Origin of the sequence: Janthinobacterium amylolyticum, from assembly GCF_051380655.1 — a bacterium.
Taxonomy (GTDB): Bacteria; Pseudomonadota; Gammaproteobacteria; order Burkholderiales; family Burkholderiaceae_D; genus Janthinobacterium.
In genome coordinates this window covers 33,032-57,447 of the sequence record NZ_JBNYXL010000013.1, presented here as the reverse complement: position 1 = coordinate 57,447, position 24,416 = coordinate 33,032, and the positions used below count along the sequence as shown (strand labels likewise).

The following is a 24,416-nucleotide window of genomic DNA, read 5'->3' as shown; positions in this document are numbered from 1 at the left end:
GCAGTGCATGTTGCCGAAGTCCGCGTGCGGATGCACGCGGGGGCGGGTTGATAAGTGGCTTAATGACTATTGTGATTTTATATCGTTGAGGATAGGTATCTTAATTTCATATTTTATTTATATTCGAGAATCTTTGTCAGCTTTTAATTTCAGGCTTTGTATACTCGTGTGGTTTAAAGTTTGGGGGGTAAGGTGGTACGTCTGGTTGCCATTGATTAGATTCTTCCATTTTCTTTAGGAGTGCAATTGATGAGCTATTGACATTTGCCAAAAGCCCAGCAATTCTATTCCACTCAATTTTATTGCATTCGATATTTAAATTGTTTGCGGTGTCAAGAATATGGTCCTCGATGGCTTGTTTTTCTAAGATTTTCTCTACTTTTGCAAGGAGGATAGCGTTTTCATCGCGTAGAAATTTACATAATGCCATTCCGCCTGTGCGAACTTGTTCGGCCATATTTGAAAAATTTATTAAGTTTAGATATTGCACTTGAGTATTTTGCGGAATTATTCCGATGTTTTCCCATATGCGGGCCGCTTGCTCAGGAACAGTAACGACAAGTCCAGCGAAATGTTGAAAATGAATCTGCGGCAATGTATACCCATTTGTATGATTATTTAAGTCTGTAAGTCCGGCATGGCTTTGCTGTCTTAGAGTTTCAGCAATAAGAATCATATTTACTCTTATGTTTCTGTTTAGTGTTTCTTCATCCTGAGAGTTCTTTCGAAAATTTTCTGCAGCCGCTGCTGAACTTGCATAGAAAGAATACAGACTTGCCGCGAGAACTGCCAAGCCACCCAAGAATGTTTGAATATCTTTTACCTTTCCACGCATCTCACATATATCAAAAACTGCTAAAGCCACAAGAATGAAAATGACTGCAGAAAGAATTATGCCAGCCCATAATGCACATTCTCGAAATCTGGTGGTTTCTTGGGAAAATTTCATATTTAAATAATTGTGATTTTTATTCTGAATATTGGTTGATAGGCCGAAATAACCAGCAATACACAACTCTAACTCATTTGATAACTATTGTCAGTTGAAGTTTGCATTGAAGCATCTCAATTTTTATCCATGTGACGCAGCAACGATTCGCGTATCAACGTCCGATCCGGCTCACTCAAGCCGAGTAGCGGCCGCTCCGGGTACTTGTACAGTGGCCCTTTTTTCGACAAGCGGTCTTGCCGGCCAAACTGATGCACATGCGCCACGCGTGCTGCCCAGCCGAAGAACCCGACCTCGATCTGGTCGCCGGTCGCCTTCACTTTCAGATGTTTCGCGGTACGAATCTTGGCAAACATCGCCGCCTTCTGCCGCTTGATCCGTCCATTTTTCCCCTTGAATTCCTTGCGCCGCTTGCGCGCCGGATAGGCTGCGCCTGGTTGCGGCGCAGGTCGATGGCCACCTTGTGATTGATGGCGCGGCGCTGGGCCGCTGCAGCTTGGCCAGCAAGGCGCCGGCCCAAGCTTCCAGCGCGTGCAGGTCGTCGCTCATGGCGTGGCCTCTGGCGTGCGCCATTCGGCCAGCAGGGTCTCGCCGTCATACAACTTCCAGAATTCGTCCGCGTAGGCCGGCATGTGCTGTATCTCGGCCAGGTGCTTGATGTCCAGGCGGCCCGCCTCGCCGGTCTTGACGGCCACGCGCTCGGTCAGGTCCAGCCTGATGGAAATATCGACCGTTTCATGGTTATTAAAATCGACTTCGAAGGAGATGCCGTGCTTGCGCGTTTCCTCGTTGGCCATCAGGTCGAGCTGATGGACTTTGAGCCAGGCGATCAGGGCCACCATGATGGCGTCGGCGTCGCCCGCGTAATCAAGATGGCGTTGTCCGGGAAGTAGGGCACGCGCGCCGCCGGCAAGGCGCTGGCGTACCAGCACGCCCTGGCCAAGTACATGCGGCGCGGCGTTGACCTCGATACCTACTTTTTCGTGAACGGCTACCAGGCCGTGCACCAGTTCGACAAGGGCCGCGTGTTCCACCTGATGGAGCCAGACGTGAATCAGGAGTTGTACGGCGTGCCGCAGTACCTGAGCGCGCTGCAATCGGCCTGGCTCAACGAGGCGGCCACCCTGTTCCGCCGCAAGTATTACAAGAATGGCTCGCACGCCGGCTTTGTTTTCTACATGACGGACGCTGCGGCCAACACGCAGGACGTGGACAACCTGCGCCAGGCCATGCGCGACTGCAAGGGACCGGGCAACTTCCGCAATCTGTTCATGTACGCGCCGAACGGGAAGAAGGACGGCATCCAGATCCTGCCCGTGTCGGACGTGGCCGCCAAGGACGAGTTTTTCAACATCAAGAGCGTGACCCGCGACGACCAGCTGGCCGCGCACCGCGTGCCGCCGCAACTGATGGGCATCCTGCCGAACAATGCCGGCGGCTTCGGCGCCGTCGAACCAGCCGCGCGCGTCTTCGCCCGCAATGAGCTGGTGCCGCTGCAGGCGCAGTTCATGGCGATCAATGAGTGGGCCGGCGTGGAAGTGGTGCGCTTTGCCCCGTATGACCTGGCCATGGGCGGGGAGGGCGCGGCATGAGCGACCACGTCGACAACACTGACAAGATCATCTTTGCCGAAGTCGCGCGGTCTGGCCGCCGTGCGGCGCCGGCCGGGCCTGGTTGCGGTGGCTGGCACATGGTCGCTGCTTTAACCGATCCCACTGATGGCGGCGCTAGCAAAATGCCATTCGCTCATTTTTCCATGGAACTTGGCACAAATCCTTCGTCAGTTAGGGCCTTTATGACGCCGCGCAATAGATAATTGTTGGTGAAGCAGATCGAGTACTGTCTTGCGCCCGGGTAAATTGGTTGAAGCATTTTCAGTTCGACCAGGCGCTTTATCTGATATGTGCGCTGATTGTCTGTTAACTTCGGCATTACTTTTTTTAGGTCTGCCGACTTTGCACTTTTCAGTCGAACAACCTCAAGAAGTACGTGATACTCATCGATCGTAATCAGTTGTCTGGCTCGCGAAATGTTGAGTGCAGGCATAAGGATTTTTTGCTCGATGTAATCGTATTGTGTCAGCCGATCCACTTTTTGCAGTTCAAGTAAAATTCCCTCCAGCACGTACGTGCACCAGCTTTCAATTCCCTGCGCAGTTCCACTATCTGCAGTACCAAGCATCTGATAGTAGCGCTCTCGGTTGTTACAGAAGACTGCCGTGGGATTTAGCACTCGTCCGTCTTTTACGTTGAACCCGTATTTGATGAGTAGGGCGTATGTTAGGAGCCGAACGACGCGTCCGTTTCCGTTTGAGAACGGATGAATCCAGCCGAACCGGTGATGGGTAAGGGCTACTTTCATCAGGTCGTACTTTGGAGCTGAGGCGGTATTTACAAAGTCGGTTAGCTCTTTCATGTACTGCGGCACGGCAAGTGCCTCCGGTGGAAGGTGTGCCGACATTGCTATCTTTACAGGTCCTTCGCGATACGCGCCCGGTGTCTTGTCCCCCTCCCGCTCTAGGGCGCTGACAGCAATGTTGTGCAGATCACGTATAAACGTTTCGGTAAGAGGCGCTCCAGGCTCCATGGCATCGTCAACATACCTCATGGCTTCTTCGATGTTGGTGATTTCTTTCATCTGGTCGCCGTCACTAGCTCCGTCGTCGCCCTGCACTGCTGCGTCGACAAGATCCGCCAGCGTGGTGTGATTGCCTTCAATGCGAGCTGACCCCAGACTTTCCAGCATGTGGAAGATGTGCTTGAGCTGGAAGAATACCCCAGCAGGCGTGCTACCTCCCAATTGTAGGCGTCGGAGATGTTCAAGTTCGTTCACGACATCAACTAGTGGTGAGTCAAATGTCGGGTTGCATAACTTGAGCTCGAAGTGTTCGAACTTAGGACTATTCATAGGGGAGATCTCAAAGTTATTGACAGTAGTGTCAATAATTATCTCAAATTTTCTCAAAAAATCCTTGTACAATCAATCGGTTGTACAAGTTGTCGTGATTTGTTAACTGAAAAAGATCAATGAGATATCTGGAAAGTCACCGTAAAGTATCTGCAAAATCCACCGGTTAGCATCTGGAAGATTCGCCGAAAGATATCACGAACATGGTGGCGCATGGCTGCTGCCATTACTGCGACAGGCACTGACACCCGCGCTGCTGTTCTGTGGCGTGGACTGTTGCGACGACTACGACAAGGAGCAGACGGCCAAGGCACGCACCGGCCGCACAGGATGACCGCCACGCTGCAATAGCTGGCAGGGCAGGGCCGCGTCCAGCCGTGCCAGAGCGCACCAGCCACCGCACAAGCCGCCCACGAGGCGGCTTTTTCACGCCCCAGCGAATGATGTTGCCTCTGAGGTAAGAAAAAGCCCTTTTCGGCCCGGCGCGCGCAGTTGTCCCCCCTCCACACCTGCCCGCTATATAGGGCTCTTTTGATTCAAATTTGCGCCATGGCCGAAGGCGCATAAGGACTGGCGCGGCGGGGCGAAGAGGCGGCATGCGATTTGACGCATTTTGACGCACTTTGAGCGGTTTTTCGTGCAGGTGGTGTACGAAGTGGGAAGGGCCGCTTTCATACGCTGGCAGGGCTGTACCGCAGCCACACAGCCCATGCTTACTCAGTGCTGGCCAGCGGCGCTGCGAACCGCCCGAAGCTCCTGATGGCAGGTAAATTTTCGGTCAGGTGGGGATATTGTTGTCCACTGTTTCAAATTAAGAAACAAAAATACTAATAATGCAACTTGTTTGAAATTTTCGTTTAAATTGCAATCAATTGCATAGCTTTATTGAGATTGAGGTATTGCAATGCAGTTAATGGGAGTTAGTACTTACTTGGCTCGTATTGTGCAGCTTGTGCGTTGTCTGAAAAGTCAACAATTTATGCACATTAAAATGTCAAAAAATTACACGGTTTTATGAAAGAAGTATTGCATCGCTTTTCTACCATCACTACAATTAGATCAGTTCGGTGGCAAAGCTACTATATGTAGGGAGACTTGTTAGTAGATTTTGCGATGTAGAGGTGAAGTAGCCTGCGCTTGCAACGCTAGGCTACTTCGAGTTTGAACCCAGCCGCTGACAGGCGGAACATAACTAGCAATGGAGCTAGAAAGGCAGGGATCGGATATGGCAAAAACCCATATGATCAGGAGATCGTAGGTTGTTGCGAGTCATGGCGCTTGTTAAGCGACCATGACTCCATTCTAAGCAAAAAAACGACATTTATCATCTATTATTTATCATTAGTTGATGCATGTTGCATTGTTAAATTGAATATCAGGAGTCATCTCATGGCAACCAAACCTTCACAAACTAAACAAATGCCTATCAGTGCAGTCACCGGCCGCATTGTGACGCCCGAGTATGCAAAGACTCATCCAAAAACCACAGTAGTGATGACCGTACCTGTAGGAAAACCAACTAAATCGAAGTAGAGATTTTAGTTGCTTTGGGTTGGTAAAAGCCACGTTTCGACGTGGCTTTTTTTGCATCTTGCAAAAATTTCACCCAGATTGATCGTGTTGCTACTCGTTTTCTGCTTAGGAGTGTCACTCCACAATCCATATTTTGTCGGCATAGGTGGCTGCGTGTACGGCTGCTATAATGTCACCTTTGCGGAGCAGAAACGGGCCGCAAGCCCGCATGGCTGTTGAGTTCCTTGTCGAGCTTCTCAAGCTTACGACGAGGGTTCGATTCCCTTCACCCGCTCCATTTTCCCAGGCGCCTGGCCTTGTGCGGCGCGGCTACTTAATTCTTCATTCCCATGTCTTCAGATACCCCAGCAAACGGCCCGGCGCGGCCGATGATGTACGATCCGACCGAACACCGCATCCGCAGTTTTGTGACCCGCGCGGGGCGCTTGTCCGTGGCGCAGGCGCGCGCGCTGGAGACTCTGGGGCCGCAGTTCCTGTTGCCTTTCGCTAAGGAGTCCACGGACTTCGAGCAGGTGTTCGGCCGCAAGGCGCCTGTCATCCTGGAAATCGGTTTTGGCATGGGCGCGACCACCGCGCATATCGCCAAGGCCATGCCGGAGAAGGATTTCATCGGCGTCGAGGTGCATACGCCGGGTGTCGGCAGCCTGTTGAAGCTGATTGGCGAAGAGTCGCTGACGAATCTGCGTTTGCTGCAGCACGATGCCGTGGAAGTGCTCACGCACATGATTCCCGCCAACTCGCTGGCCGGCATCCACGTGTTTTTCCCCGACCCATGGCACAAGGCGCGCCATAACAAGCGCCGGCTGATTCAGTCGCCATTCGTCAAGCAATTGACGGACCGCCTGGCGCCGGGCGGCTATCTGCATTGCGCCACGGATTGGGAAGATTACGCGGTGCAAATGCTCGAAGTGCTGGGCGCCGAGCCGCAGCTGCAAAACAGCGCCGAAGGCTATGCGCCGCAGCCGGCCTACCGTCCGCTGACCAAGTTTGAAAACCGTGGCTTGAAGCTGGGCCATGGCGTATGGGACCTGGTGTTCATCAAGAAATAGGCGTCGAGAAATAAATGCACAGCGCACCGGCGACTTGCCGGCCCGCGCATTGCAACAGCATCAGCCTGCCGCCACCCGCCGCAGGCTTTTTTTATGCCAAATGGCGATTCGTCTGGCGTGCCGGCTTGGCAGGCAGGGCGAATTCAGGTAGTCTTATCTTTTTTGCATTGATTGACATTATGACCAAAAAGATACTCGTGACAGGGGCGTCCGGTTTCATCGGCTCGCATACCTGCGTGGAACTGCTGGCCGCCGGCTTTGACGTGGTCGCAGTCGACAATCTGTGCAACAGCGCGCGCGAAGCGATGGCGCGCGTGGAGCGCATTGCCGGCACGAGCGTGCCGTTTTATGCGGCCGATGTGCGCGACCGCGCGGCCATGGCCGCGATCCTGCGCGAGCACGCCATCGATGCCGTGATCCATTTCGCGGGCTTGAAGTCGGTGGGCGAGTCCGTGGCCCAGCCATTGAGATACATGGACAACAATGTGACGGGCACGGTCGCGCTGCTGGAAGTGCTGGCGGCGGCGAATGTGAAGCGCTTTGTGTTCAGCTCGTCTGCGACCGTGTACGGCGATCCGGAAGCCTTGCCCATCGTGGAAACGTCGCGCCTGTCCGTGACCAACCCGTACGGCCGCTCGAAGCTGATGGTCGAGCAGATACTGGCCGATCTGGTGCACGCCGATGCGCAGTGGCAGGTGGGCGTGCTGCGCTATTTCAATCCCGTCGGCGCGCATGCCAGCGGCTTGATCGGCGAAGATCCGACCGGCATTCCGAACAATCTGATGCCTTTCATCGCGCAGGTGGCCGTCGGCCGGCGCGAACGCCTGGCAGTCTTTGGCAACGACTACCCCACGCCGGATGGCACGGGCGTGCGCGACTACATCCACGTGGTCGACCTGGCCCTGGGCCATGTGGCCGCGCTGCATCGCCTGTTCTCCACCGAGGGCGGCTTCACCGTCAACCTGGGCACGGGCCACGGCTACAGCGTGCTCGATACCGTGCGCGCCTTCGAGGCCGCCAGCGGCCGCAAGGTGCCGTATGAGATCGTGCCGCGCCGCCCCGGCGACATCGCCAGCTGCTACGCCTCGGCCGACAAGGCGAAGGAACTGCTGGGCTGGCAAGCGCAGAAAAACATCGACGACATGTGCCGCGACCACTGGCGCTGGCAGCACCAGAACCCGCAAGGCTACGCTGCGTGACGCAAAGCGCGCACCCATAAAAAATCCCGCTCACACGTCAGTGTGGCGGGATTTTTTTAAAGCGCCGTCAAACCAATGGCGCCTGAAAAATGTCTGGGGCTAGGCGCAAAGCCGAAGTCAGTACGCTAGTACGGCGAGGCGAAGCAACAACGCCCCAGGCATTTTCTCAGGCAGCCATTATGGATACAGACCGCGTACTTCGCGAGCTTGCAGCACGCGTGTGCATGCGAGGATGAAGGTGGCAGTACGCATCGACACTTTCTTTTCTTGCGACACTTGCCATACCGCGTCAAACGCTTCGCGCATGATGCGGGTCAGGCGGCTGTTGATTTCTTCTTCGGTCCAGAAGAAGCTCGAGAAGTTCTGTGCCCACTCGAAGTAGCTGACGGTCACGCCGCCGGCGTTGGCCAGCACGTCCGGCACGATCAAGACGCCACGGTCGGTCAGGATGTCGTCCGCCGCAGGCAGGGTCGGGCCGTTGGCGCCTTCCAGGATGATCTTGGCGCGGATGACTTGTGCGCGTTCCGCCGTGATTTGCTGTTCCAGCGCGGCCGGGATCAGGATGTCGCAATCGATGCCCCAGAAATCTTCGCGCGGCACGAATGCCTCGGCGCCCGGGAAGCCTTCGACGCTGCCTACTTCGGCCACGTGTGCCAGCAGTTGCGGGATGTTCAAGCCGCCGGCATGCACCACGGTGGTCTTGTGATCTTGTACCGCCACCACTTTCGAGCCGGCTTCAGCGAACATGCGTGCAGCGACGCCGCCCACGTTGCCGAAACCTTGCACGATGACTTTCGCGCCTTCGAGCGACATGCCGACCTTGGCGGCCGCATCGCAACCGACGACGAACACGCCGCGGCCCGTCGCATCGCGACGACCCAGGCTGCCGCCCAGCGAAATTGGCTTGCCCGTCACCACGCCGGTCGACATGTTGCCGCCGATCATGGCGTAGCTGTCCATCATCCACGCCATGACTTGCTCATTCGTGTTGACGTCCGGCGCCGGGATATCCTTGTTTGGTCCGATGATCATGCTGATCTCGCTCGTGTAGCGGCGGGTCAGGCGTTGCAGTTCATTGCGCGACAGGGTCTTCGGATCGACACGGATACCGCCTTTGGCGCCACCGTATGGCACGTTGACCGCTGCATTCTTGACCGTCATCCAGGCCGACAGCGCCATCACTTCCGACAGGGTCACGTCCTGGTGGAAGCGCACGCCGCCCTTGCCCGGACCGCGCGACAGGTTGTGCTGCACGCGGTAGCCTTCGTAGTGGGCAATGGTGCCGTCATCGCGCTCGATAGGCACGTCGACCGTCAGGATGCGCTTTGGACGCTTCAGCGTTTCCACCCAGCGCGACAGGTTGCCCAGGTACGGCGTAACGCGGTCGATCTGCTCGAGGTAGACGCCCCATGGGCCAAGGTCTTCAGGATTCAGGTAGGAAGGAAGTGCGTGCTTGCTGGTCATGCTTGATAAGCTCCTGGACAAAACGGTGGGGTAATGCCGAAAAATCTGCTGCGCGTCGTGTTTTGCGGCCGGCGATGCTCGCTGTACCTTCGTACAGCTGCGCTTCTCGGCCACAAATCACTGCCGCTCGCGACGATTTTTCCTGGCATTCAAAAATGCTGTGGTGGCGCAGTCAATTGCATTGCGCGCAGCGGAACCGCATCGTAGGCGATAGCCTCATGCCCCGGCCAATGCTTTGTGCGCATCCGGTTATGCATTTATTGCATAGTTGTGTTGCCAGGATTGCCAGTCAGGATGTCGCGGCCACGGCGGCGCGTTTGCGGCGCTTGCCGCTGCGCGCCTTGCCGTCCTGCGACTGCACCAGGTATTGCCACAGGCTTTCGACGATCTGCTTGCCAGGGCGCAGGCTCGATGGGCGTTCGCGGTACAGGCGGATTTCCAGTTCGATTTCCCAGCCTGGCGCGCCGCCGTCGGCACGCGCCAGGTGCTTGTACTTGACGTCGCGCATGACGGCCGATTCGGGCAGGAAGGCGATGCCGCGGCCTTCCAGCGCCATCATTTTCAAGCCTTCGGCCATGTCCGTTTCATAGCAGGTATCGAGGAAGAGGGGCACCTTGGCATCGGCCACCAGCAGTTCCACCATGCGTCCCAGGTAGGCATTGCTGGTGTAGGAAAGGAAGGGCAGCGGGTCCTTGGCGCTGCCCGGCAGGACAAAGTCCGGCACCTTGTCCTGGCCGCAGCGCGCATATGCGCGCAGGGTTTCGCGGCCCATCACCAGCATGTCGTAGCGGCCAGGGTCCAGCTGCACCGGCTGGCGCGGATGGTGGTAGCACAGCAGCAGATCGCAGCCGCCATCGACCAGCTGCAGCACGGCGTCGTGCACGTTCAGCGCCATCAAACGGCTGTTGATGGGCGCAAAACCTTCTTCCAGTGCCGTCAGCCATTTCGGCATGAAAGTCAGCGACAGGGTATGCGGCACGGCGAAATCGACGCTGGTTTGCGTGGCGGCCCGCTTGCCGCGCAACAGGGCGCGCACGCCGTTGATCTGTCCCAGCATTTCCAGCGCCTGCTCGTAGAACACGGCGCCGGCCGGCGTCAGTCGCGTGGGGTAGGAAGTGCGGTCGACCAGGTCGATGCCGAGCCAGTTTTCCAGCGACTGGATGCGCCGCGAGAAGGCTGGCTGGGTAACGTGGCGCAGGGCCGCGGAACGGCTGAAGTTATGCGTCTCAGCGAGTGAAATGAAGTCTTCCAGCCATTTGGTTTCCATCGCGGCAGCGTTCTCTTATCAAGGGCAAAGGCAAGGTGCAGTGCTCAGGGCGTATCGGCCGATGCCGCCGGCTGGTACAGGGCGGCGGGCAGGCCAAAGAAGGACGGCGGCCCCAGGGTCGTGCCATCGAGCGAGCCGCCCGCATTCAGGGCCTTGTTGATGGCCGCCAGCAGGGAGCTGCGGTCGGCCAGGTTTTGTATCAGCGCGCGCGGGCCGTTGTGGAAGGTGTGCTGGGCGATATCGGCGGCGACGACAAAGATCGGTTCGCGGCGCAGGGGGAACTCCACCCATTCGCCGTCCTCGTCCTGCGCGCAGAAAGTGTCGGGCAATGTCATGGTTTCGGCGCCGGGAAGGTGCGACGCCAGCACCAGGCCGAAGGCTTCCGGCACCACGTCGGCCAGGCGGCGCACGGTGAGGTCGTCCTGCACCAGGGCACGTACTTGCGCTTCCACCGCGTCTTCGGCGTCGGGCTGGGCGCCGAGGATTTTCACGGCCTGGTAAATCAGGTCCGGCGAGAGTGCTTCCATCAAATCATCTCCAGAATCATGGCGACGATTTCGTCGCCGTACGAGGCCAGTTTTTTCTCGCCCACGCCGCTCACGCCGCGCATCTGCTCGAGCGACGTGGGCTTTGCCTTGGCGATTTCGCGCAGGGTGGCATCGACGAAAATCACGTAGGCGGGGACGTTGTGCGTGCGTGCCGTCTCCACGCGCCACCAGCGCAGCTTGTCGAAGATCGCCTGTTCGCTGGTGGACAGGTCCGTCTCGACATAACCCTTTGCCACGCTGGTGCTGCGTTTGCTGGTTTTCACCGGTTTCTGGTACTGGCGCAGCTGCACTTTCTGGCCGCCCTTGAGCACGGGGCGCGAGGCGTCCGTCAGTTTCAGCGAGCTGTATTGCTCATGGTCGACCGAGACGAGGCCCAGCGCGATGGCCTGGCGCAAAATCGATTTCCATTCCGCTTCGCCCAGATCCGAGCCGATGCCGAACACCGACAGGGAATCGTGGTGCCAGGTCTTGATGCGTTCCGATTCCACGCCGCGCAGCACGTCGATCACGTGGCCGCCGGCGAAGCGCTGGTCGACGCGGTAGATGGCCGACAGCAGCTTTTGCACGGGTACGGTGCCGTCGAAGGAGACGGGCGGCACTAAACACGTGTCGCAATTGCCGCATGGCGAAGCCGGTTCGCCGAAGTATTCGAGCAATCGCATGCGGCGGCAGCTGAGCGTTTCGCACAGGCCCAGCATGGCGTCGAGTTTGACGCCCAGCACGCGCTTGAAGGTGTCGTCCGCTTCCGATTCGTCGATCATGCGCCGCTGCAGCACCACGTCCTGCAAGCCGTACGCCATCCAGGCGTTGGCGGCCATGCCGTCGCGTCCCGCGCGCCCCGTTTCCTGGTAATAGCCCTCGATGCTTTTCGGCAGATCCAGGTGCGCCACGAAGCGCACGTCGGGCTTGTCGATGCCCATGCCGAAGGCGATGGTGGCAACCATGACGATGTTTTCTTCACGCAGGAAGCGCGCCTGGTTGGCGCTGCGCTTGGCGTACTCCATGCCGGCGTGATACGGCAGGGCGCGGATGCCGCTCTGGTTCAAAAACTCCGCCGTCTCTTCGACTTTTTTACGCGACAGGCAATACACGATGCCGCAGTCGCCCGCGTGTTCCGTGTTGATGAAGTCGAGCAGCTGCTTGCGGCCATTCGCCTTTTCCACGATCTGGTAGCGGATGTTCGGGCGGTCGAAGGAAGAGACGAACTGGCGCGCATCATCGAGCTGCAAACGCAGGGCGATTTCGGCGCGCGTCTGCGGGTCGGCGGTGGCCGTCAGGGCGATGCGCGGCACGTCCGGGAACTGCTCGTGCAGCACCGACAGCTTGATGTATTCGGGACGGAAGTCATGGCCCCACTGGGCCACGCAGTGCGCCTCGTCGATGGCGAACAGGGCGATCTTCGACGCCTGGAACAGGTCCAGGCAGCGCTGGGTCATCAGGCGCTCGGGCGCCACATAGACGACGTCGATCTCGCCCGTGCGCACCAGGCGCTCGATGCGGCTGGCTTCTTCGTAGGTCTGCGTGGAGTTCAGGAAGGCGGCGCGCACGCCGACTTCGGCCAGCGCATCCACCTGGTCCTGCATCAGGGCGATCAGCGGCGAGATGACGACGCCGACGCCGTCGCGCAGCAGGGCTGGAATCTGGTAGCACAGCGACTTGCCGCCGCCGGTGGGCATCAGCACCAGCGCGTCGCCGCCATGGCTGACGTGGTCGACGATGTCGGCTTGCTGGCCACGGAAGGCCGGGTAGCCGAAAACGGTTTGCAGCAGGTCGAGCGCGCGCTGGTTAAGATCTTGATTCATAGTGCCTTATTCTGCCCAAACAACCCAGCCGTAGTGGGCGCTGGCCAATACCAGCAAGCCAAACACAATGCGGTACCAGGCAAAAAACGTAAAGTCGTGCGTGCTGATATAGCGCAGCAGCCAGCGCACGCACAGGAAGGCGGAAATGAAGGCGGCCACGGTGCCCAGGCCGAACAGCGGCACGTGGGCGACCGACAGGATGTCGCGCGCCTTGTATAGCGAGTAGACGGTGGCCGCCAGCAGTGTCGGGATGGCCAGGAAGAACGAAAATTCGGTGGCGGCCTTGCGCGACAGTCCCAGCAGCATGCCGCCGATGATGGTCGAGCCGGAACGGCTGGTGCCGGGAATCAGCGCGAACGCCTGGGCGCAGCCGACCTTAAGAGCATCAAGCGGACTCATATCTTCGACCGTATGTATGCGTACCGCGACCGGATTGTTGCGCGCGCGGCGTTCCACCAGCAGGATGATGATGCCGCCAATAATGAAGGCGGTCGCGACCGCGACAGGGTTGAACAGCATTGCCTTGATATTTTTGCCTAATTTCAAACCCAGCACGGCCAAGGGGATAAAGGCGATTGCCAGGTTCAGCACGAACATGCGCGAGCTGCACTTGGTGGTCAGGCTGCCCAGTACCGAGGCGATGCGTGCACGGTATTCCCAGCACACGGCCAGGATGGCACCCGCCTGGATGGCGATTTCAAATACCCCCATGACTTCTTTCGAGACATCCTTGGTGAAGTCGAGCAGGCTGCCAGCCAGGATCAGGTGTCCCGTCGACGAAATCGGCAAGAATTCGGTAAAACCTTCGACCAGCCCCATGATGATGGCTTTTAACGCAAGAATGAGATCCATAGATGTATAAATGGGCAACAATGACAGGATGGGGGGACCGCGTGGCGCGCGCAATGCGTGCGGGGTCGAAGCTTACCACGAGAGCGGCTTGCGAATCGGATTTGGGCGCTGGCGGGCGGCGGTTTTTTGCCACCGTCCGCCAGGCAAGGGAAGGGTCAGGACGCCTGTTTTGCCGGCGCCGCCAGGCGTGCGCTGGCGGCCACCAGCAGCAGGGCGCAGCCCAGCATGGCGAAGGCGATGTTCAGGCTGGTGGCGTGGGCGACGAAGCCGATCACGGCAGGGCCGGCCAGGATGCCCGCGTAGCCGATGGTGGTGATGGCGGCCACGGCCAGGCTGGCCGGCATGGCGTTCTGGTTGCCCGCCGCCGTGAACAGGATGGGCACGATATTCGCCGCGCCCAGGCCGATCAGCACGAAACCCAGCATGGCCAGGCCCGCCTGCGGCGCCAGCACGGCAAGGAAGAAACCGCTGGCTGCGCACAGGCCGCCGAAAGTAAGCACCCGCTTGCCGCCAAAACGGCTGACCACCTTGTCGCCCGTGAAGCGGCCCACCGTCATGGCGATGGCGAAGGCGGCGTAGCCGAGGCCGCCCTTGGTTTCGTCGAGGCCGCGCGTGGTGGTGAGGAACAGCGCGCTCCAGTCGAGGATGGCGCCTTCGGCCAGGAAGACGATAAAGCACAACAGGCCGATGAGGATCACGGCGCCGTGCGGCATGACGAACAGCGGGGTCTTTTCGCCGGATGCCGAGGCGGTCGGCAGCAGATGGCCTTGCGCCGCGCCCAGCACGCCGCACAGCAGCAGCATCACCACCACGCAGGACCAGGCGGGGGGGAGACCCAGCCACAGCAGCAGGGCCATGCAGGCCGCGCCGGCGAAGCCGCCCACGCTGAACAGCGCATGGAAGCCCGACATCATGGCGCCGCCATTCGCCTTTTCAATGATCACGGCCTGGATATTGATGGCCACGTCAAACGTGCCCATGGCCGCGCCGAACACCAGCAGCACCAGTCCCAGCTGCAGCGGGGTGGCCGCCAGCGCCAGGCCGGGCAGGATGGCGGTCAAGAGCAGGCCGGCGCTGATGATGACCTTGCGGCAGCCGAAACGGGCCGCAAGCATGCCCGTAAACGGCATGGCGCACAGCGAACCGGCGCCCAGGCACAGCAGCAAAATGCCCAGGGTGGCTTCATCGAGGCCCAGGCGCGACTTGGCGTAAGGAACGAGTGGCGCCCAGGCGGCCATGCCGAGGCCGGCGGCAAAGAAGACCAGGCGCGTGGCGCGTTGTTGCAAGGTGCCGGTGAGATGCATGGGGAAGCTTTTCAAAGAGTCGGGGTGGATAAAATCAGGCACGGGCGCGCAGTACCTGCACGCCCAGCCGTTCAAAGGCGGCGGCGTGGACTGTGTCGGCATCCGCTTCCAGCACCAGGTGCTGCAGCAAGCCTGTGGCCAGCACGCCGAAGGGGGCGGCCGTGCCCAGCTTGTCGCTGGTAATGGCCACGACGACGGCCTTGCTGGCGCCAGCGATGCTGCGCTTGAACTCGGCTTCGTCGTAATTGAAGGCTGTCACGCCCGCGTCCGCATCGGCGCCGCAAGCGCCCAGGAAGCACAGGTCGGGATGCATGCGCTCGACCGTGCGCAGCGCCTGCGGCCCCAGGCTGGCGCCGGCACGCCGGTCGACCCTGCCGCCAGCCATGATCAGCTCGATTTCCGGGCGTTCCATCAAGGCCATGGCGATCGATGGCGCGTTGGTGATGACAGTGAGCGCCAACTCTGGCAAGGCGCTGGCGATAGCCAGGTTGGTCGAACCGGCGTCGAGGAACAGCACCTGCCCGGCGCGCACGAGGGAGACGGCGGCCTGCGCCAGGCGGGCCTTGCGTTCGGGCGCCTCCTGCTTGCGCTGCGCCAGGGTGCCGCCGTCGGGCGCCAGCGGCAGGGCGCCGCCATACACGCGCTGGCACAGGCCGGCCGCGGCCATTTCGCGCAGGTCGCGGCGTATCGTATCTTCAGAGACATCGAGCTGGCGCGCCAGGTTCAGGGCCAGGACCCTGCCGTCGGCGTGCAGTTGTTGCTGGATCAGGGCCTGGCGTTGTTTGAGGAGCAGGGTTGCGGACATGTTGAACTTATAAACGTGCAGGAATGTGCAGGAATATACGCAAACGTGCAGAAACGGTCAATGCTTATCTGATGCGCGCAGCAGACGGCGCCGCAGGTCAGAACCCGATGGGGCGTGTCGCGACATGCAGCACATCTATGTCAAATGAGTTTGCAAAAAAGATAAATTTACGTTTATGCTCATCGCCGATATCTTGATGTGCCTCGGTGTCTGCTATCCGAGGAATAAAGGAAACACGCTGATGAGCGACATTAAACTTTTCAAACTGACCAATGGCCATGCCCAGGAACTCCAAGGTAGCGCCTCGGATCTGGAAAAACCCTTGCAAACCTTGATTGAGGCAAATCTTGAGACATTGCTGAGTATCCGCTTCCTGGCGAGCGAGTATTCGACAGGCAAGACACATGGGGGCCGTATCGATTCGCTTGGACTGGATGAAAACAATTGTCCAGTCATTCTTGAGTACAAGCGGTCGGTTGGTGAAAATGTTATCAATCAGGGTTTGTATTACCTCGATTGGCTGATGGACCATCAAGCCGAGTTTAAATTTCTCGTACTCGATAAGCTAGGCAAGCTGGCGTCGGAGGCCATCGACTGGAGCGCGCCGCGGGTTATATGTATTGCGGCTGACTTTACCAAGTTCGATAGCCATGCCGTACAGCAAATTGGCCAGACGATCGAACTGCTACGCTACCGCCGGTTTGGCGAGGATCTGCTGCTACTTGAGTCTGCAAGTGCCAGCATGGATCAATCCACGAAGAAAATTTCCTCCAAGCCGCAAAGACCGGCATTCGTCCGCCTGGAAACAATAGCTGAGGCTCCTTTGGCCATCAGTACAAGCAAGCCGACGGGGCCAGACAAGGCATATGTGGATGTACTGGCGGGGTTGTCGGCGTCTACGCGTCAGTTGTTGGACTCGCTGGAGGATTACACGATGTCGCTGGGCGATGACGTTGAACGTAAAGAGCTGCGTCTGTACCTGGCCTTCAAGCGGCTGAAGAACTTTGCGACAGTGGTGATCCACAAGAAGAATTGCCTCGTGCTGTATTTGCATCTGGATCCAGCCCCGGCCTTGCAAGTCCTGCCAAAAGCACGCGACGTGACCGCTATCGGGCATTGGGGCACGGGCAACCTGGAGCTTAGTATTGGCTCGATCGCGGAACTGGATGCGGCGAAGCCGTTTATTTTTGCCGCGTATACCGGTGAACGTATCGTGACAACGTAGCGATAGTGGACTGCGCAATGATCAGGTGTTCGGCGCCGTAGCCCGTTCCAGTTCGGCCAGCCAGTGCAGCGCATGTTCGCGGCTGGCGCCGCACATGTCCGCTGACGGCTGCAAGCCGCCGCAAAAGGCGGGGCGCTGCGGCTGGCCAAAGATCAGGCAGCGGTTGTCGTCGGCCAGCTGGATGCAGCGCACGCCTGCCGGTTTTCCATCAGGCATGCCGGGAATCGGGCTGGTGATGGAAGGCGCGGTGCAGCAGGCGCCACAGGACGGACGGCATGCCAGGGTGGCGGATGGGGACATGGAAATCAGATAAGCGGGTGAGGAGCCGACAGTATAGCAAGCCGGCTCCCATGCGTCGCCAGGACGCGCTTAGCGCACCACGCTGACGCGCGAACCCGAGAGGGTGCGGCGGGCGGGGTCGCCATGCACGGTGATGCGGCCCGAACCGCTGGAGCGGGCGTTGACTTCGTTCTGCACGGTCACGTCGATGTCGCCGGAACCGTTGCTCGACAGATAGGCGACCGCGCTGTTCAGGGCCGCCAGGTTGATGTCGCCCGAGCCATTCACGTTGGCGTCCAGGCGCTGCACCTTGCCGCTGGCGCTGATGTTGCCGGAACCGTTGATGGCCACGTTGACGCGTTCGCCGCCCACATTGCCCAGTTGCACGCGGCCCGAGCCGTTTTGCACGGCGTCCGTATTGCCGCTGGCGAGGGCCGCCGCGTTGATGCTGCCCGAACCATGGTTGGCCACGTCGAAGCGCGCCACCTTGCCGGACAGTTCGCTCTTCATCGAACCGCGCTGCACCAGGCTGAAGTCGCCGCCATCGAGGCCGCTGACCACCAGGCGGCCGGCGCCGGAGACCGTGATCTTGTTCAGTTGCGGCGTCGTGTAAATAATGTGGATGCCGTTGCTGCTGCGAATGCTCGTATCGCTCCACAGGCGCAAAGTATTGCCGTTGACTTCGCTATGGATCAGCGGCTGCAGATTGCTGTCCGCTTCGACCACCAGCGATGGCGCAGGACCGACGCGCACGTCGATCTTGATATCGAGGCGTTTCATGTTGTCGATGTCGAGCGCGCTCAGGCTGCCGACCTGGCGCACGTCGCGGCTCACCTGCTGGTTGCCCTGCACGACATTGCTGCCCGACTCACCGGAGTAGCGCACCTCGCCATCGTTGGGGTTGATGACGATGGCGCAGCCGCCAAGGGCAACGGCACAGCACAGGGCCAGCAAGGTACGCATGGTGTTTCCTTTAAGATGTTTGAACAGGGAAAGAAAAAGCCGGCTGCCGCGCCGCGGCTGCCGTGCTGTCGATAGCAAGATAGCAAAACGCATGGCTTTGCTGGTTGGAAATGCGACGAACTGCGCAAAAGAGGGAATGAGCTGCGCCCATGGCTGCCTGTCCCATGCGGCCGGGCGTGCAGGCCTTGCAGGCAGAAGCACTTGTTGCCCCGGCGCCGCGCTACAATGGCGCTGTGGCGCCGGCCAGTGGCCAGCGCTTGACCTGGCCTGTAGACACGTCTACTATTAATGACTCAAAAGTAAGTTACCTGGATTGACACATGCAAGCCCCGATTGACACCAAGCCTCGCTGGGAGCGGCGCAAGGATGCCCGCCCACAGGAATTGCTCGCCGCCGCCCTCGATCTGTTCGTCGAACGTGGCTTTGCGTCGACGCGCCTGGAAGATGTGGCCAAGCGGGCCGGCGTGTCGAAGGGAACCTTGTACCTGTACTTTGAGAATAAACAGGAGCTGTTCAAGGCCGTGGTGCGCGACAATATCGTGCATTCCATTGGCGAGGCGGAAGACAGCATGGCCGCCTCGGACAGCAGCAGCGCCGAATTGTTGCGCAGCATGATGATGCAATGGTGGGAAGAGTTTGGCGCCACCAAGCTGGCCGGCTTGACCAAACTGATGCTGGCTGAAGCGAACAATTTCCCTGAATTGGCGCAGTTTTACAACGAAGAGGTGGTCGCGCGCGGCAATGCGCTGATCACCACCTTGCTGGAACGGGGCATGCGCCGCGGCGAGTTCCGCCAGGTCGACCCCGTGCTGGTCAGCACCATCCTGAGCGCGCCCGTCACCATGCTCATGATGTGGACCCATTCCTTCCTGCCCTGCGAGGTCAAGAACATCGATCCCGCCGCCTACATGGATGCTTTTATCGACATGAGCTTGCGCAGCCTGCAGGCGGAGGCGCCCGGGAAAAGCTGACATACGGAGCCTGTCTCTACCGTTCAGTTGCCCCTTTTCCAAGGTTCGCCCCCTCAAATCTGCAGATCGTCGCAAATTTCCTCCATTCCCCGCCTTTATGGTTAACATGTGCTTTCAGCCAGTTCAACGATAAAATGGCGGATTATTACTTCACTTACCGAGTCCAAAGATGAATATCGAACAAGCCCGCTTCAATATGATCGAACAGCAAATCCGTCCATGGGACGTACTGGATCTCGACGTGCTGGAGTTGTTGAACGTGGTCAAGCGTGAAGATTTCGTGCCTGCCGCCTATAAAAACCTGGCCTTCGTCGATACCGAAATTCCACTGGGCGGCGGCGAATGCATGTTCACGCCGAAGCTGGAAGCGCGTATTTTGCAAGATGTTGCCGTCAAAAAGCATGAGAATGTGCTGGAGATCGGCACCGGCAGCGGCTACATGGCAGCCTTGCTGGCGCACAAGGCGCGCCACGTGACGAGCGTGGAAATCGTGCCGCAACTGAAAACCCTGGCCGAGCAGAACCTGGCCGCCAACGGCGTGACGAATGTCACCGTGGAACTGGGCGACGGCGCCCAAGGCTGGAGCAAGGGCGCGCCCTACGACGTGATCGTCGTGTCCGGCGCCCTGTCGGTCCTGCCGGAAGCCCTGTTGCAGCAAGTCAAAGTGGGCGGCCGTATCCTGGCCATCATCGGCGAAGCACCGATCATGTCGGCACACCTGATCACGCGCAGCTCGGACAAGGCCTACGACACGCGCAAGCTGTTTGAAACCAATGTCACGCCGCTGCAAGCCGTGGCACCGTCGCACTTCCAGTTCTGAGGCGGCGGAGATTCGATGGAGCATTTGAGCGCACCGCAGCTGGCCGCCTGGCTGGCTGACACCTCCCGCCCGCGTCCGTTCCTGCTGGACGTGCGCGAGCAGTGGGAGTTTGAGCTGTGCCATCTCGATGGCGCCACCCTGATGCAGATGAATTCGATTCCTGCGCGCATCGATGACCTCGATGAAGACGCCGAGATCGTCTGCATCTGCCATCACGGCGCCCGCAGCATGCAAGTGGCCGCCTTCCTGGAACGCAACGGTTTTGGCAAGATCAGTAATTTGACGGGCGGCGTTCACGCCTGGGCGCTGCAAGTCGACAACGCCATGCCTAAATACTAAGTTATTTTGCAGTAGATGCACTCCCAGGCATGCCATCCGGCATGCCTGCGGAGGCCTGTACCCCGCTCTTGCCGGAGTGGCCGCCAGGCAGGCTGTAACCGATTTTTGATTCCATCAACTTTTGACGACTCCAACGGAGAAATGCAATGCGGAAACCCCTTATCGCCGTGCTGATGACCAGCGCTTTTTTCTCGCTTAACACGCAGGCGGCCGATCTCATCCAGGTGTACCAGCAGGCGCTGGCCAATGACGCGCAGTATGCCAGCGCGCGCGCGGCCCTGTCGGCCGGGATGGAGCGGGTTCCGCAAGGGCTGGCAGGCTTGCTGCCACAAATCTCCGCATCGGGCAGCAATACGCGTGGCAATCAGGAACAGATTGCCCAGAACAATGGCGGCAACAAGATCACCTCGCCATCCGTCAATGTGCGCACGAACAGCTACAACCTGACCCTGGCGCAGCCTTTGTTCCGCTGGGACCGCTGGGAAACCTATCAGCAAAGCAAGCTGGCGCAAGCGATTGCTGAAGCCCAATTTGCGCAAGTCCAGCAAGACCTGATCACGCGCGTGGCGCAGGCGTATTTTGACGTGCTGAGCGCGCAGGATAATCTCGGCGCGACGCAGGCGCAAAAGGTCGCCACGACGGAGCAGCTGGCATCGGCCAAGCGCAATTTTGAAGTCGGCACGCAGACCATTACCGATACGCATGAAGCGCAGGCGGCCTACGATCTGGTGGTGGCGCAGGAGTTTGCCGCCATCAATGACCTGGCCAACAAACGCAGCGCGCTGCAAACCATCATCGGCGAAGCGCCGGCCTCGCTGGCGCCGATGCGCACGGGCGTGGTCATCAGCGCGCCGGAACCGGCAGTTGTCGAGCCTTGGGTGTCCTCGGCGGAAGAGCAGAACTACGGCGTCGTCACGGCCCAGTTCAACGTGGAATCGGCCAAGCGCGACATCGGCCGCAACCGTGCCGGCCACTATCCGACCCTGGACCTGATCGCCAACACCGGCCACACCTACACGTCCGGCGGCGGCAATGGCGCCGGCAATAACAACAACGCCATCGGCGTGCAGTGGAGCATCCCGATCTTCAGCGGTTTCGCCGTCACCAGCAAGGTGCGCGAATCGATCGCGCTGGAAAACAAGGCCCGCAACGACCTGGAAACGGCGCGCCGCACGGCATCGCAAGGCGCGCGCCAGGCCTTCCTGGGCGTCAACAGCGGCCTGGCGCAAGTGAAGGCGCTGGAAGCGGCGGAAGTGTCGAGCAAGTCGGCGCTGGAATCGAACCAGCTCGGCTATCAAGTGGGCGTGCGTATCAACATCGACGTCTTGAATGCGCAGAAACAATTGTTTACTACGCAAAAAGATCTGTCGAAAGCCCGCTACGACACCATCATGAATGGCCTGCGCCTGAAGGCGGCGGCCGGTACCCTGAAGGAAACGGACCTGGTACCCGTCAACGCCTTGCTGGACAAGTAATCTTTTTGACGCCACAGCAGAACAAAACCAGCCCCGGCAACGGCGCTGGTTTTTTTTCGTGAATCAGGACTCGCCAACGTCTGACAAAACCGCAGCGAGCGCAAGGAAGGCTCGGTGCCCCCGCAAGCTCGAGAAGCGCGGCCGTGCGCAGGCACAGTGAGCATCGCCGGCCGCAAATGCCGACGCGCCGCAGGTTTTGTCAGGCGTACTCAAGCGGCGCGGCTGTTGGCTACTTGCGTCACGATCACGCCGGCCACCACCAGGCCCGCGCCCGCCCAATGCAGCGGGCTGATGTGCTTGACGGCAAAGCCCAGCCAGCCAAAGCGGTCGATGGCCAGCGCGGCCAGCATTTGCCCGCCGATGACGGCCGCCATGAAGGGGCCTGAACCCATGCGCGGCGCCAGCATCAGGGCGGCCGTAATATAAAACACGCCGGCCGTGCCACCCAGCCACGACCAGCCTGCTCCACGCATGGCAAGATTGATATCGGGCGCCGGCACGCGCCACACCAGCATCAGCAGCGCAGCGAGCACGGCGCTGACGGCCAGCGAAGCGAGGGTGGCCCATAACGGGTGGCCCAGGTTACGGCCCAGCGCGGCATTCGCGCCCGCCTGGAAGGGCACGACGGCGCCGGCCAGCATGGCCAGCGGGGCAAACAGGGTAATTGATCCATGCATGCTTGACTCCATGATTGTTGAGTTGATGGCGTCATCGTATTATGCTGTGATGATTAAATCCAATTCGTAATTTGTCATCTGACTATGCATGAAATGAATAATCTACGGGCTGTCGACCTGAACCTGCTGGTGATCCTGGAGGCCTTGCTGAGCGAACGCCATCTGTCGCGCGCGGCCGAACGCCTGCACATGAGCCAGCCTGCCGTCAGCCATGCGCTGGCGCGCCTGCGCCAGTTGCTCGGCGACCCGCTGCTGCTGCGCGGCAAGGGCGGTTTCCAGCCGACGGCACGCGCCTTGGCGCTGGCGCGGCCCTTGGCCGAAGCCTTGCAAAGCGTGCGTTGCGTGCTCGGCGGTGCTGTGTTTGAAGCGGCCACGGCGCAGCGCGTGTTTCGCCTGGCGATGTCCGACTATGGCGCGGCACTGGTGCTGCCCGCCTTGCTGCGCCGTTTGCGCGTGGAAGCGCCCGGCATCGACCTGGCGATCAGCTATGCCAGCCGCCCGGCCGTGATGGCTGGCGTGCAGGATGGCGAACTCGACCTGGCGCTGGGGGTGTTCCCGCAACTGCCCGAGCAGCTGCATCGGGAAACCCTGTTTGAGGAAACGTTCGTCTGCGCGCTGGATCCGGCCAGCCTGGCGCCCGGTGCATCCTTGCGTCTCGACACTTATCTGGCGCGCCCGCACGTGCTGGTGGCTTCGAATGAGGCCGGCATGGCGGCGGAAGTCGATGCGGCCCTGGCGCAGCTGGGTCAGGCGCGCCGCATCGCCGTGCGCTTGCCGCACTGGACGGTGGCATCGGAAATTTTGATGGGAACGGATTTGATCTTGACGGTGGCGCGCCGCGCCGTGCAGGGGAATCTGGCGCAAGGGCTGGCGCTATATTCTCCACCGTTTGCCATCGCGCCGTTCCGTTTTGAAACGATACGCCACCGCCGCACGGACGGTGACGCAGGCATCGCCTGGCTGCGCACGGCCATTGCACAGGCCGTCGAGCCAGGCTGAGGAATTACAGGCCGCCGCCCTGGCCGTCGAACTTGCGCTCGATCAATTCGATCTTGTAGCCGTCCGGATCGGTGATGAAGGCGATGACCGTGTTGCCGCCTTTGACGGGACCCGGTTCGCGCGTCACGTTGCCGCCATTGGCCCGTGCCGCATCGCAAGCGGCGACGATATCATCGGCCGAGATGGCGATGTGGCCATACGCCGTGCCCAGCTCGTAGCTGGTGGTGCCGTAGTTATACGTCAGTTCCAGTTCCGCATGGTCGGGATTCGAGCCATAGCCGACGAAGGCCAGGGTGTACTGGTATTCCGGGTTGTCGCTGGTGCGCAGCAGCTTCATGCCCAGGACATTCGTGTAAAAATCGATGGAGCGTTGCAGGTCGCCGACCCGTAACATGGTGTGCAAAATACGCATCGTAAATCCTTGATGGTGATAGGGGAATGGCAGGATTTTATGCGTTTTACGGCTTTCTTGCCGAGACCGCCCCGCCACCCCGCATGCAGGCAGCTGCGGACGGACTTGCGGATTTATTCCAGGTGGGCGTCCAGGGTGATTTCCGTGGCCAGCAATTTGGACACGGGGCAACCGAGCTTGGCGCGCAGCGCCGCATCCTGGAATGCCTGGTCGGTGGCGCCGGGAATGGTCGCCACCAGCGTCAGGTGCACGGCCGTGATGGCGTAGCTGTCATCGATTTTTTCCAGGGTGACATCGGCCGTGGTTTTCAGGGCCGTGGCGCGCATGCCGGCCTCGCCCAGCTGGCCGGACAGGGCCATGGTAAAGCAGGCCGCGTGGGCCGCGCCGATCAGTTCTTCCGGATTGCTGCCGGGACCGTCTTCGAAGCGCGTGTTGAAGCCATAGGCCACGTTATCGAGCGCGCCGCTTTGGGTCGAAATGAAACCTTTGCCGTCTTTCAGGCCGCCACTCCAGACGGCCGATGCTGTTTTTTTCATGATGTACTCCTTGCGTGGTTCGAGCGTCCATCATGCACGTC

24 protein-coding genes and 2 pseudogenes are annotated in these 24,416 nt (G+C 59.7%); 10 read left to right on the top strand and 16 right to left on the bottom strand.

Annotation, left to right across the window (positions count from 1 at the left end):
• Positions 1 to 136: 136 nt before the first annotated feature.
• From ACQ4WR_RS24545 to ACQ4WR_RS24535, 3 genes and pseudogenes are all read right to left on the bottom strand, one after another.
• The gene (locus ACQ4WR_RS24545) at positions 137 to 949 is read right to left on the bottom strand and encodes a hypothetical protein (RefSeq protein ID WP_436490483.1); all 813 of its coding nucleotides are present in this window, start codon (positions 947 to 949) and stop codon (positions 137 to 139) included.
• A 116-nt stretch (positions 950 to 1,065) separates the two neighbouring features.
• Positions 1,066 to 1,335 (bottom strand): annotated as a pseudogene (locus ACQ4WR_RS24540) (phage virion morphogenesis protein); the annotation flags it as partial.
• Between the two features lie 159 nt (positions 1,336 to 1,494).
• Entirely contained in the window at positions 1,495 to 1,881 is a 387-nt protein-coding gene (locus ACQ4WR_RS24535; RefSeq protein WP_436490481.1) for a phage tail protein, read from the bottom strand.
• Here ACQ4WR_RS24535 and ACQ4WR_RS24530 point away from each other — a divergent pair.
• Positions 1,858 to 2,541, top strand: a pseudogene (locus tag ACQ4WR_RS24530) (phage portal protein); the annotation flags it as partial. The gene ACQ4WR_RS24535 and the pseudogene ACQ4WR_RS24530 sit on opposite strands and share 24 nt — an antisense overlap.
• Before the next feature lie 154 nt (positions 2,542 to 2,695).
• On the opposite strand, the gene ACQ4WR_RS24525 reads toward ACQ4WR_RS24530, so the two are convergent.
• Positions 2,696 to 3,856, bottom strand: a complete 1,161-nt coding sequence (locus ACQ4WR_RS24525; protein WP_436490479.1) for a Fic family protein — start codon at positions 3,854 to 3,856, stop codon at positions 2,696 to 2,698.
• A gap of 1,389 nt (positions 3,857 to 5,245) precedes the next feature.
• Between ACQ4WR_RS24525 and ACQ4WR_RS24520 the strand changes: the two genes are divergently transcribed.
• The 3 genes from ACQ4WR_RS24520 (at position 5,246) to galE (ending at position 7,637) form a co-directional block, all read left to right on the top strand.
• On the top strand, positions 5,246 to 5,389 hold the full coding sequence (locus tag ACQ4WR_RS24520) for a hypothetical protein (RefSeq protein ID WP_436490477.1): 144 nt from the start codon (positions 5,246 to 5,248) through the stop codon (positions 5,387 to 5,389).
• A 368-nt stretch (positions 5,390 to 5,757) separates the two neighbouring features.
• Positions 5,758 to 6,438 (top strand): tRNA (guanosine(46)-N7)-methyltransferase TrmB, encoded by a 681-nt coding sequence (trmB, locus tag ACQ4WR_RS24515; protein ID WP_436490643.1) that lies wholly within the window; start codon positions 5,758 to 5,760, stop codon positions 6,436 to 6,438.
• Between the two features lie 179 nt (positions 6,439 to 6,617).
• Positions 6,618 to 7,637 carry a UDP-glucose 4-epimerase GalE gene (gene galE, locus ACQ4WR_RS24510; RefSeq protein WP_102292419.1) on the top strand — a complete coding sequence of 340 codons (1,020 nt, stop codon included), beginning with the start codon at positions 6,618 to 6,620 and terminating at the stop codon, positions 7,635 to 7,637.
• A gap of 177 nt (positions 7,638 to 7,814) precedes the next feature.
• Here the strand turns inward: galE and ACQ4WR_RS24505 are convergent, their stop codons facing one another.
• From ACQ4WR_RS24505 to ACQ4WR_RS24475, 7 genes are all read right to left on the bottom strand, one after another.
• On the bottom strand, positions 7,815 to 9,101 hold the full coding sequence (locus ACQ4WR_RS24505) for a Glu/Leu/Phe/Val family dehydrogenase (protein WP_034785857.1): 1,287 nt from the start codon (positions 9,099 to 9,101) through the stop codon (positions 7,815 to 7,817).
• A gap of 289 nt (positions 9,102 to 9,390) precedes the next feature.
• Entirely contained in the window at positions 9,391 to 10,368 is a 978-nt protein-coding gene (locus tag ACQ4WR_RS24500; protein WP_102292418.1) for a LysR family transcriptional regulator, read from the bottom strand.
• A 44-nt stretch (positions 10,369 to 10,412) separates the two neighbouring features.
• The gene (locus tag ACQ4WR_RS24495; RefSeq protein WP_102292417.1) at positions 10,413 to 10,895 is read right to left on the bottom strand and encodes a hypothetical protein; all 483 of its coding nucleotides are present in this window, start codon (positions 10,893 to 10,895) and stop codon (positions 10,413 to 10,415) included.
• On the bottom strand, positions 10,895 to 12,718 hold the full coding sequence (gene recQ, locus ACQ4WR_RS24490) for a DNA helicase RecQ (protein ID WP_102292416.1): 1,824 nt from the start codon (positions 12,716 to 12,718) through the stop codon (positions 10,895 to 10,897). The genes ACQ4WR_RS24495 and recQ overlap by 1 nt, the downstream gene beginning before the upstream one ends.
• A gap of 6 nt (positions 12,719 to 12,724) precedes the next feature.
• Positions 12,725 to 13,570, bottom strand: a complete 846-nt coding sequence (locus tag ACQ4WR_RS24485) for an undecaprenyl-diphosphate phosphatase (protein ID WP_436490474.1) — start codon at positions 13,568 to 13,570, stop codon at positions 12,725 to 12,727.
• 155 nt (positions 13,571 to 13,725) lie between these two features.
• Positions 13,726 to 14,874: an MFS transporter gene (locus ACQ4WR_RS24480; protein ID WP_436490472.1), complete on the bottom strand. Its 1,149-nt coding sequence runs from the start codon at positions 14,872 to 14,874 to the stop codon at positions 13,726 to 13,728.
• 34 nt (positions 14,875 to 14,908) lie between these two features.
• Entirely contained in the window at positions 14,909 to 15,679 is a 771-nt protein-coding gene (locus ACQ4WR_RS24475; protein WP_102292413.1) for a DeoR/GlpR family DNA-binding transcription regulator, read from the bottom strand.
• A gap of 241 nt (positions 15,680 to 15,920) precedes the next feature.
• On the opposite strand from ACQ4WR_RS24475, the gene ACQ4WR_RS24470 reads away from it, so the two are divergent.
• The gene (locus ACQ4WR_RS24470; RefSeq protein ID WP_436490470.1) at positions 15,921 to 16,904 is read left to right on the top strand and encodes a DUF5655 domain-containing protein; all 984 of its coding nucleotides are present in this window, start codon (positions 15,921 to 15,923) and stop codon (positions 16,902 to 16,904) included.
• 21 nt (positions 16,905 to 16,925) lie between these two features.
• Here ACQ4WR_RS24470 and ACQ4WR_RS24465 read toward each other — a convergent pair whose 3' ends face one another.
• Both ACQ4WR_RS24465 and ACQ4WR_RS24460 read right to left on the bottom strand, forming a co-directional pair.
• Positions 16,926 to 17,204 (bottom strand): YkgJ family cysteine cluster protein, encoded by a 279-nt coding sequence (locus ACQ4WR_RS24465; RefSeq protein WP_436490468.1) that lies wholly within the window; start codon positions 17,202 to 17,204, stop codon positions 16,926 to 16,928.
• A 69-nt stretch (positions 17,205 to 17,273) separates the two neighbouring features.
• The gene (locus ACQ4WR_RS24460; protein WP_180979241.1) at positions 17,274 to 18,146 is read right to left on the bottom strand and encodes a head GIN domain-containing protein; all 873 of its coding nucleotides are present in this window, start codon (positions 18,144 to 18,146) and stop codon (positions 17,274 to 17,276) included.
• 320 nt (positions 18,147 to 18,466) lie between these two features.
• On the opposite strand from ACQ4WR_RS24460, the gene ACQ4WR_RS24455 reads away from it, so the two are divergent.
• The 4 genes from ACQ4WR_RS24455 (at position 18,467) to ACQ4WR_RS24440 (ending at position 21,751) form a co-directional block, all read left to right on the top strand.
• Complete coding sequence (locus tag ACQ4WR_RS24455; protein WP_102292397.1) at positions 18,467 to 19,117, top strand: TetR/AcrR family transcriptional regulator; 651 nt, start codon at positions 18,467 to 18,469, stop codon at positions 19,115 to 19,117.
• A gap of 169 nt (positions 19,118 to 19,286) precedes the next feature.
• Positions 19,287 to 19,937: a protein-L-isoaspartate O-methyltransferase family protein gene (locus tag ACQ4WR_RS24450; RefSeq protein WP_076565841.1), complete on the top strand. Its 651-nt coding sequence runs from the start codon at positions 19,287 to 19,289 to the stop codon at positions 19,935 to 19,937.
• 15 nt (positions 19,938 to 19,952) lie between these two features.
• The gene (locus tag ACQ4WR_RS24445; protein ID WP_102292396.1) at positions 19,953 to 20,276 is read left to right on the top strand and encodes a rhodanese-like domain-containing protein; all 324 of its coding nucleotides are present in this window, start codon (positions 19,953 to 19,955) and stop codon (positions 20,274 to 20,276) included.
• Positions 20,277 to 20,422: 146 nt separating this feature from the next.
• Positions 20,423 to 21,751: a TolC family outer membrane protein gene (locus ACQ4WR_RS24440; RefSeq protein WP_102292395.1), complete on the top strand. Its 1,329-nt coding sequence runs from the start codon at positions 20,423 to 20,425 to the stop codon at positions 21,749 to 21,751.
• 209 nt (positions 21,752 to 21,960) lie between these two features.
• Here ACQ4WR_RS24440 and ACQ4WR_RS24435 read toward each other — a convergent pair whose 3' ends face one another.
• Positions 21,961 to 22,428 carry a DMT family transporter gene (locus tag ACQ4WR_RS24435; protein ID WP_436490464.1) on the bottom strand — a complete coding sequence of 156 codons (468 nt, stop codon included), beginning with the start codon at positions 22,426 to 22,428 and terminating at the stop codon, positions 21,961 to 21,963.
• A gap of 93 nt (positions 22,429 to 22,521) precedes the next feature.
• Between ACQ4WR_RS24435 and ACQ4WR_RS24430 the strand changes: the two genes are divergently transcribed.
• Positions 22,522 to 23,427, top strand: coding sequence for a LysR substrate-binding domain-containing protein (locus ACQ4WR_RS24430; protein WP_436490463.1), 906 nt, complete (start codon positions 22,522 to 22,524; stop codon positions 23,425 to 23,427).
• Positions 23,428 to 23,431: 4 nt separating this feature from the next.
• Here ACQ4WR_RS24430 and gloA read toward each other — a convergent pair whose 3' ends face one another.
• Both gloA and ACQ4WR_RS24420 read right to left on the bottom strand, forming a co-directional pair.
• Positions 23,432 to 23,839 (bottom strand): lactoylglutathione lyase, encoded by a 408-nt coding sequence (gloA, locus tag ACQ4WR_RS24425; protein WP_070311709.1) that lies wholly within the window; start codon positions 23,837 to 23,839, stop codon positions 23,432 to 23,434.
• Between the two features lie 113 nt (positions 23,840 to 23,952).
• A complete protein-coding gene (locus ACQ4WR_RS24420; protein ID WP_102292393.1) occupies positions 23,953 to 24,375 on the bottom strand; it encodes an OsmC family protein in 423 nt (140 codons plus the stop codon).
• Between the last annotated feature and the right edge of the window lie 41 nt (positions 24,376 to 24,416).

Coding starts and splice junctions, on each gene's coding strand:
- ACQ4WR_RS24520 (WP_436490477.1), top strand. CDS start 5,246: ATGGCAACCAAACCTTCACAAACTAAACAAATGCCTATCAGTGCAGTC.
- ACQ4WR_RS24450 (WP_076565841.1), top strand. CDS start 19,287: ATGAATATCGAACAAGCCCGCTTCAATATGATCGAACAGCAAATCCGT.
- ACQ4WR_RS24455 (WP_102292397.1), top strand. CDS start 18,467: ATGCAAGCCCCGATTGACACCAAGCCTCGCTGGGAGCGGCGCAAGGAT.
- ACQ4WR_RS24485 (WP_436490474.1), bottom strand. CDS start 13,570: ATGGATCTCATTCTTGCGTTAAAAGCCATCATCATGGGGCTGGTCGAA.
- galE (WP_102292419.1), top strand. CDS start 6,618: ATGACCAAAAAGATACTCGTGACAGGGGCGTCCGGTTTCATCGGCTCG.
- ACQ4WR_RS24460 (WP_180979241.1), bottom strand. CDS start 18,146: ATGCGTACCTTGCTGGCCCTGTGCTGTGCCGTTGCCCTTGGCGGCTGC.
- ACQ4WR_RS24465 (WP_436490468.1), bottom strand. CDS start 17,204: ATGTCCCCATCCGCCACCCTGGCATGCCGTCCGTCCTGTGGCGCCTGC.
- gloA (WP_070311709.1), bottom strand. CDS start 23,839: ATGCGTATTTTGCACACCATGTTACGGGTCGGCGACCTGCAACGCTCC.
- ACQ4WR_RS24500 (WP_102292418.1), bottom strand. CDS start 10,368: ATGGAAACCAAATGGCTGGAAGACTTCATTTCACTCGCTGAGACGCAT.
- ACQ4WR_RS24475 (WP_102292413.1), bottom strand. CDS start 15,679: ATGTCCGCAACCCTGCTCCTCAAACAACGCCAGGCCCTGATCCAGCAA.
- ACQ4WR_RS24505 (WP_034785857.1), bottom strand. CDS start 9,101: ATGACCAGCAAGCACGCACTTCCTTCCTACCTGAATCCTGAAGACCTT.
- ACQ4WR_RS24445 (WP_102292396.1), top strand. CDS start 19,953: ATGGAGCATTTGAGCGCACCGCAGCTGGCCGCCTGGCTGGCTGACACC.
- ACQ4WR_RS24495 (WP_102292417.1), bottom strand. CDS start 10,895: ATGGAAGCACTCTCGCCGGACCTGATTTACCAGGCCGTGAAAATCCTC.
- recQ (WP_102292416.1), bottom strand. CDS start 12,718: ATGAATCAAGATCTTAACCAGCGCGCGCTCGACCTGCTGCAAACCGTT.
- trmB (WP_436490643.1), top strand. CDS start 5,758: ATGATGTACGATCCGACCGAACACCGCATCCGCAGTTTTGTGACCCGC.
- ACQ4WR_RS24420 (WP_102292393.1), bottom strand. CDS start 24,375: ATGAAAAAAACAGCATCGGCCGTCTGGAGTGGCGGCCTGAAAGACGGC.
- ACQ4WR_RS24430 (WP_436490463.1), top strand. CDS start 22,522: ATGAATAATCTACGGGCTGTCGACCTGAACCTGCTGGTGATCCTGGAG.
- ACQ4WR_RS24470 (WP_436490470.1), top strand. CDS start 15,921: ATGAGCGACATTAAACTTTTCAAACTGACCAATGGCCATGCCCAGGAA.
- ACQ4WR_RS24525 (WP_436490479.1), bottom strand. CDS start 3,856: ATGAATAGTCCTAAGTTCGAACACTTCGAGCTCAAGTTATGCAACCCG.
- ACQ4WR_RS24545 (WP_436490483.1), bottom strand. CDS start 949: ATGAAATTTTCCCAAGAAACCACCAGATTTCGAGAATGTGCATTATGG.
- ACQ4WR_RS24440 (WP_102292395.1), top strand. CDS start 20,423: ATGCGGAAACCCCTTATCGCCGTGCTGATGACCAGCGCTTTTTTCTCG.
- ACQ4WR_RS24480 (WP_436490472.1), bottom strand. CDS start 14,874: ATGCATCTCACCGGCACCTTGCAACAACGCGCCACGCGCCTGGTCTTC.
- ACQ4WR_RS24435 (WP_436490464.1), bottom strand. CDS start 22,428: ATGCATGGATCAATTACCCTGTTTGCCCCGCTGGCCATGCTGGCCGGC.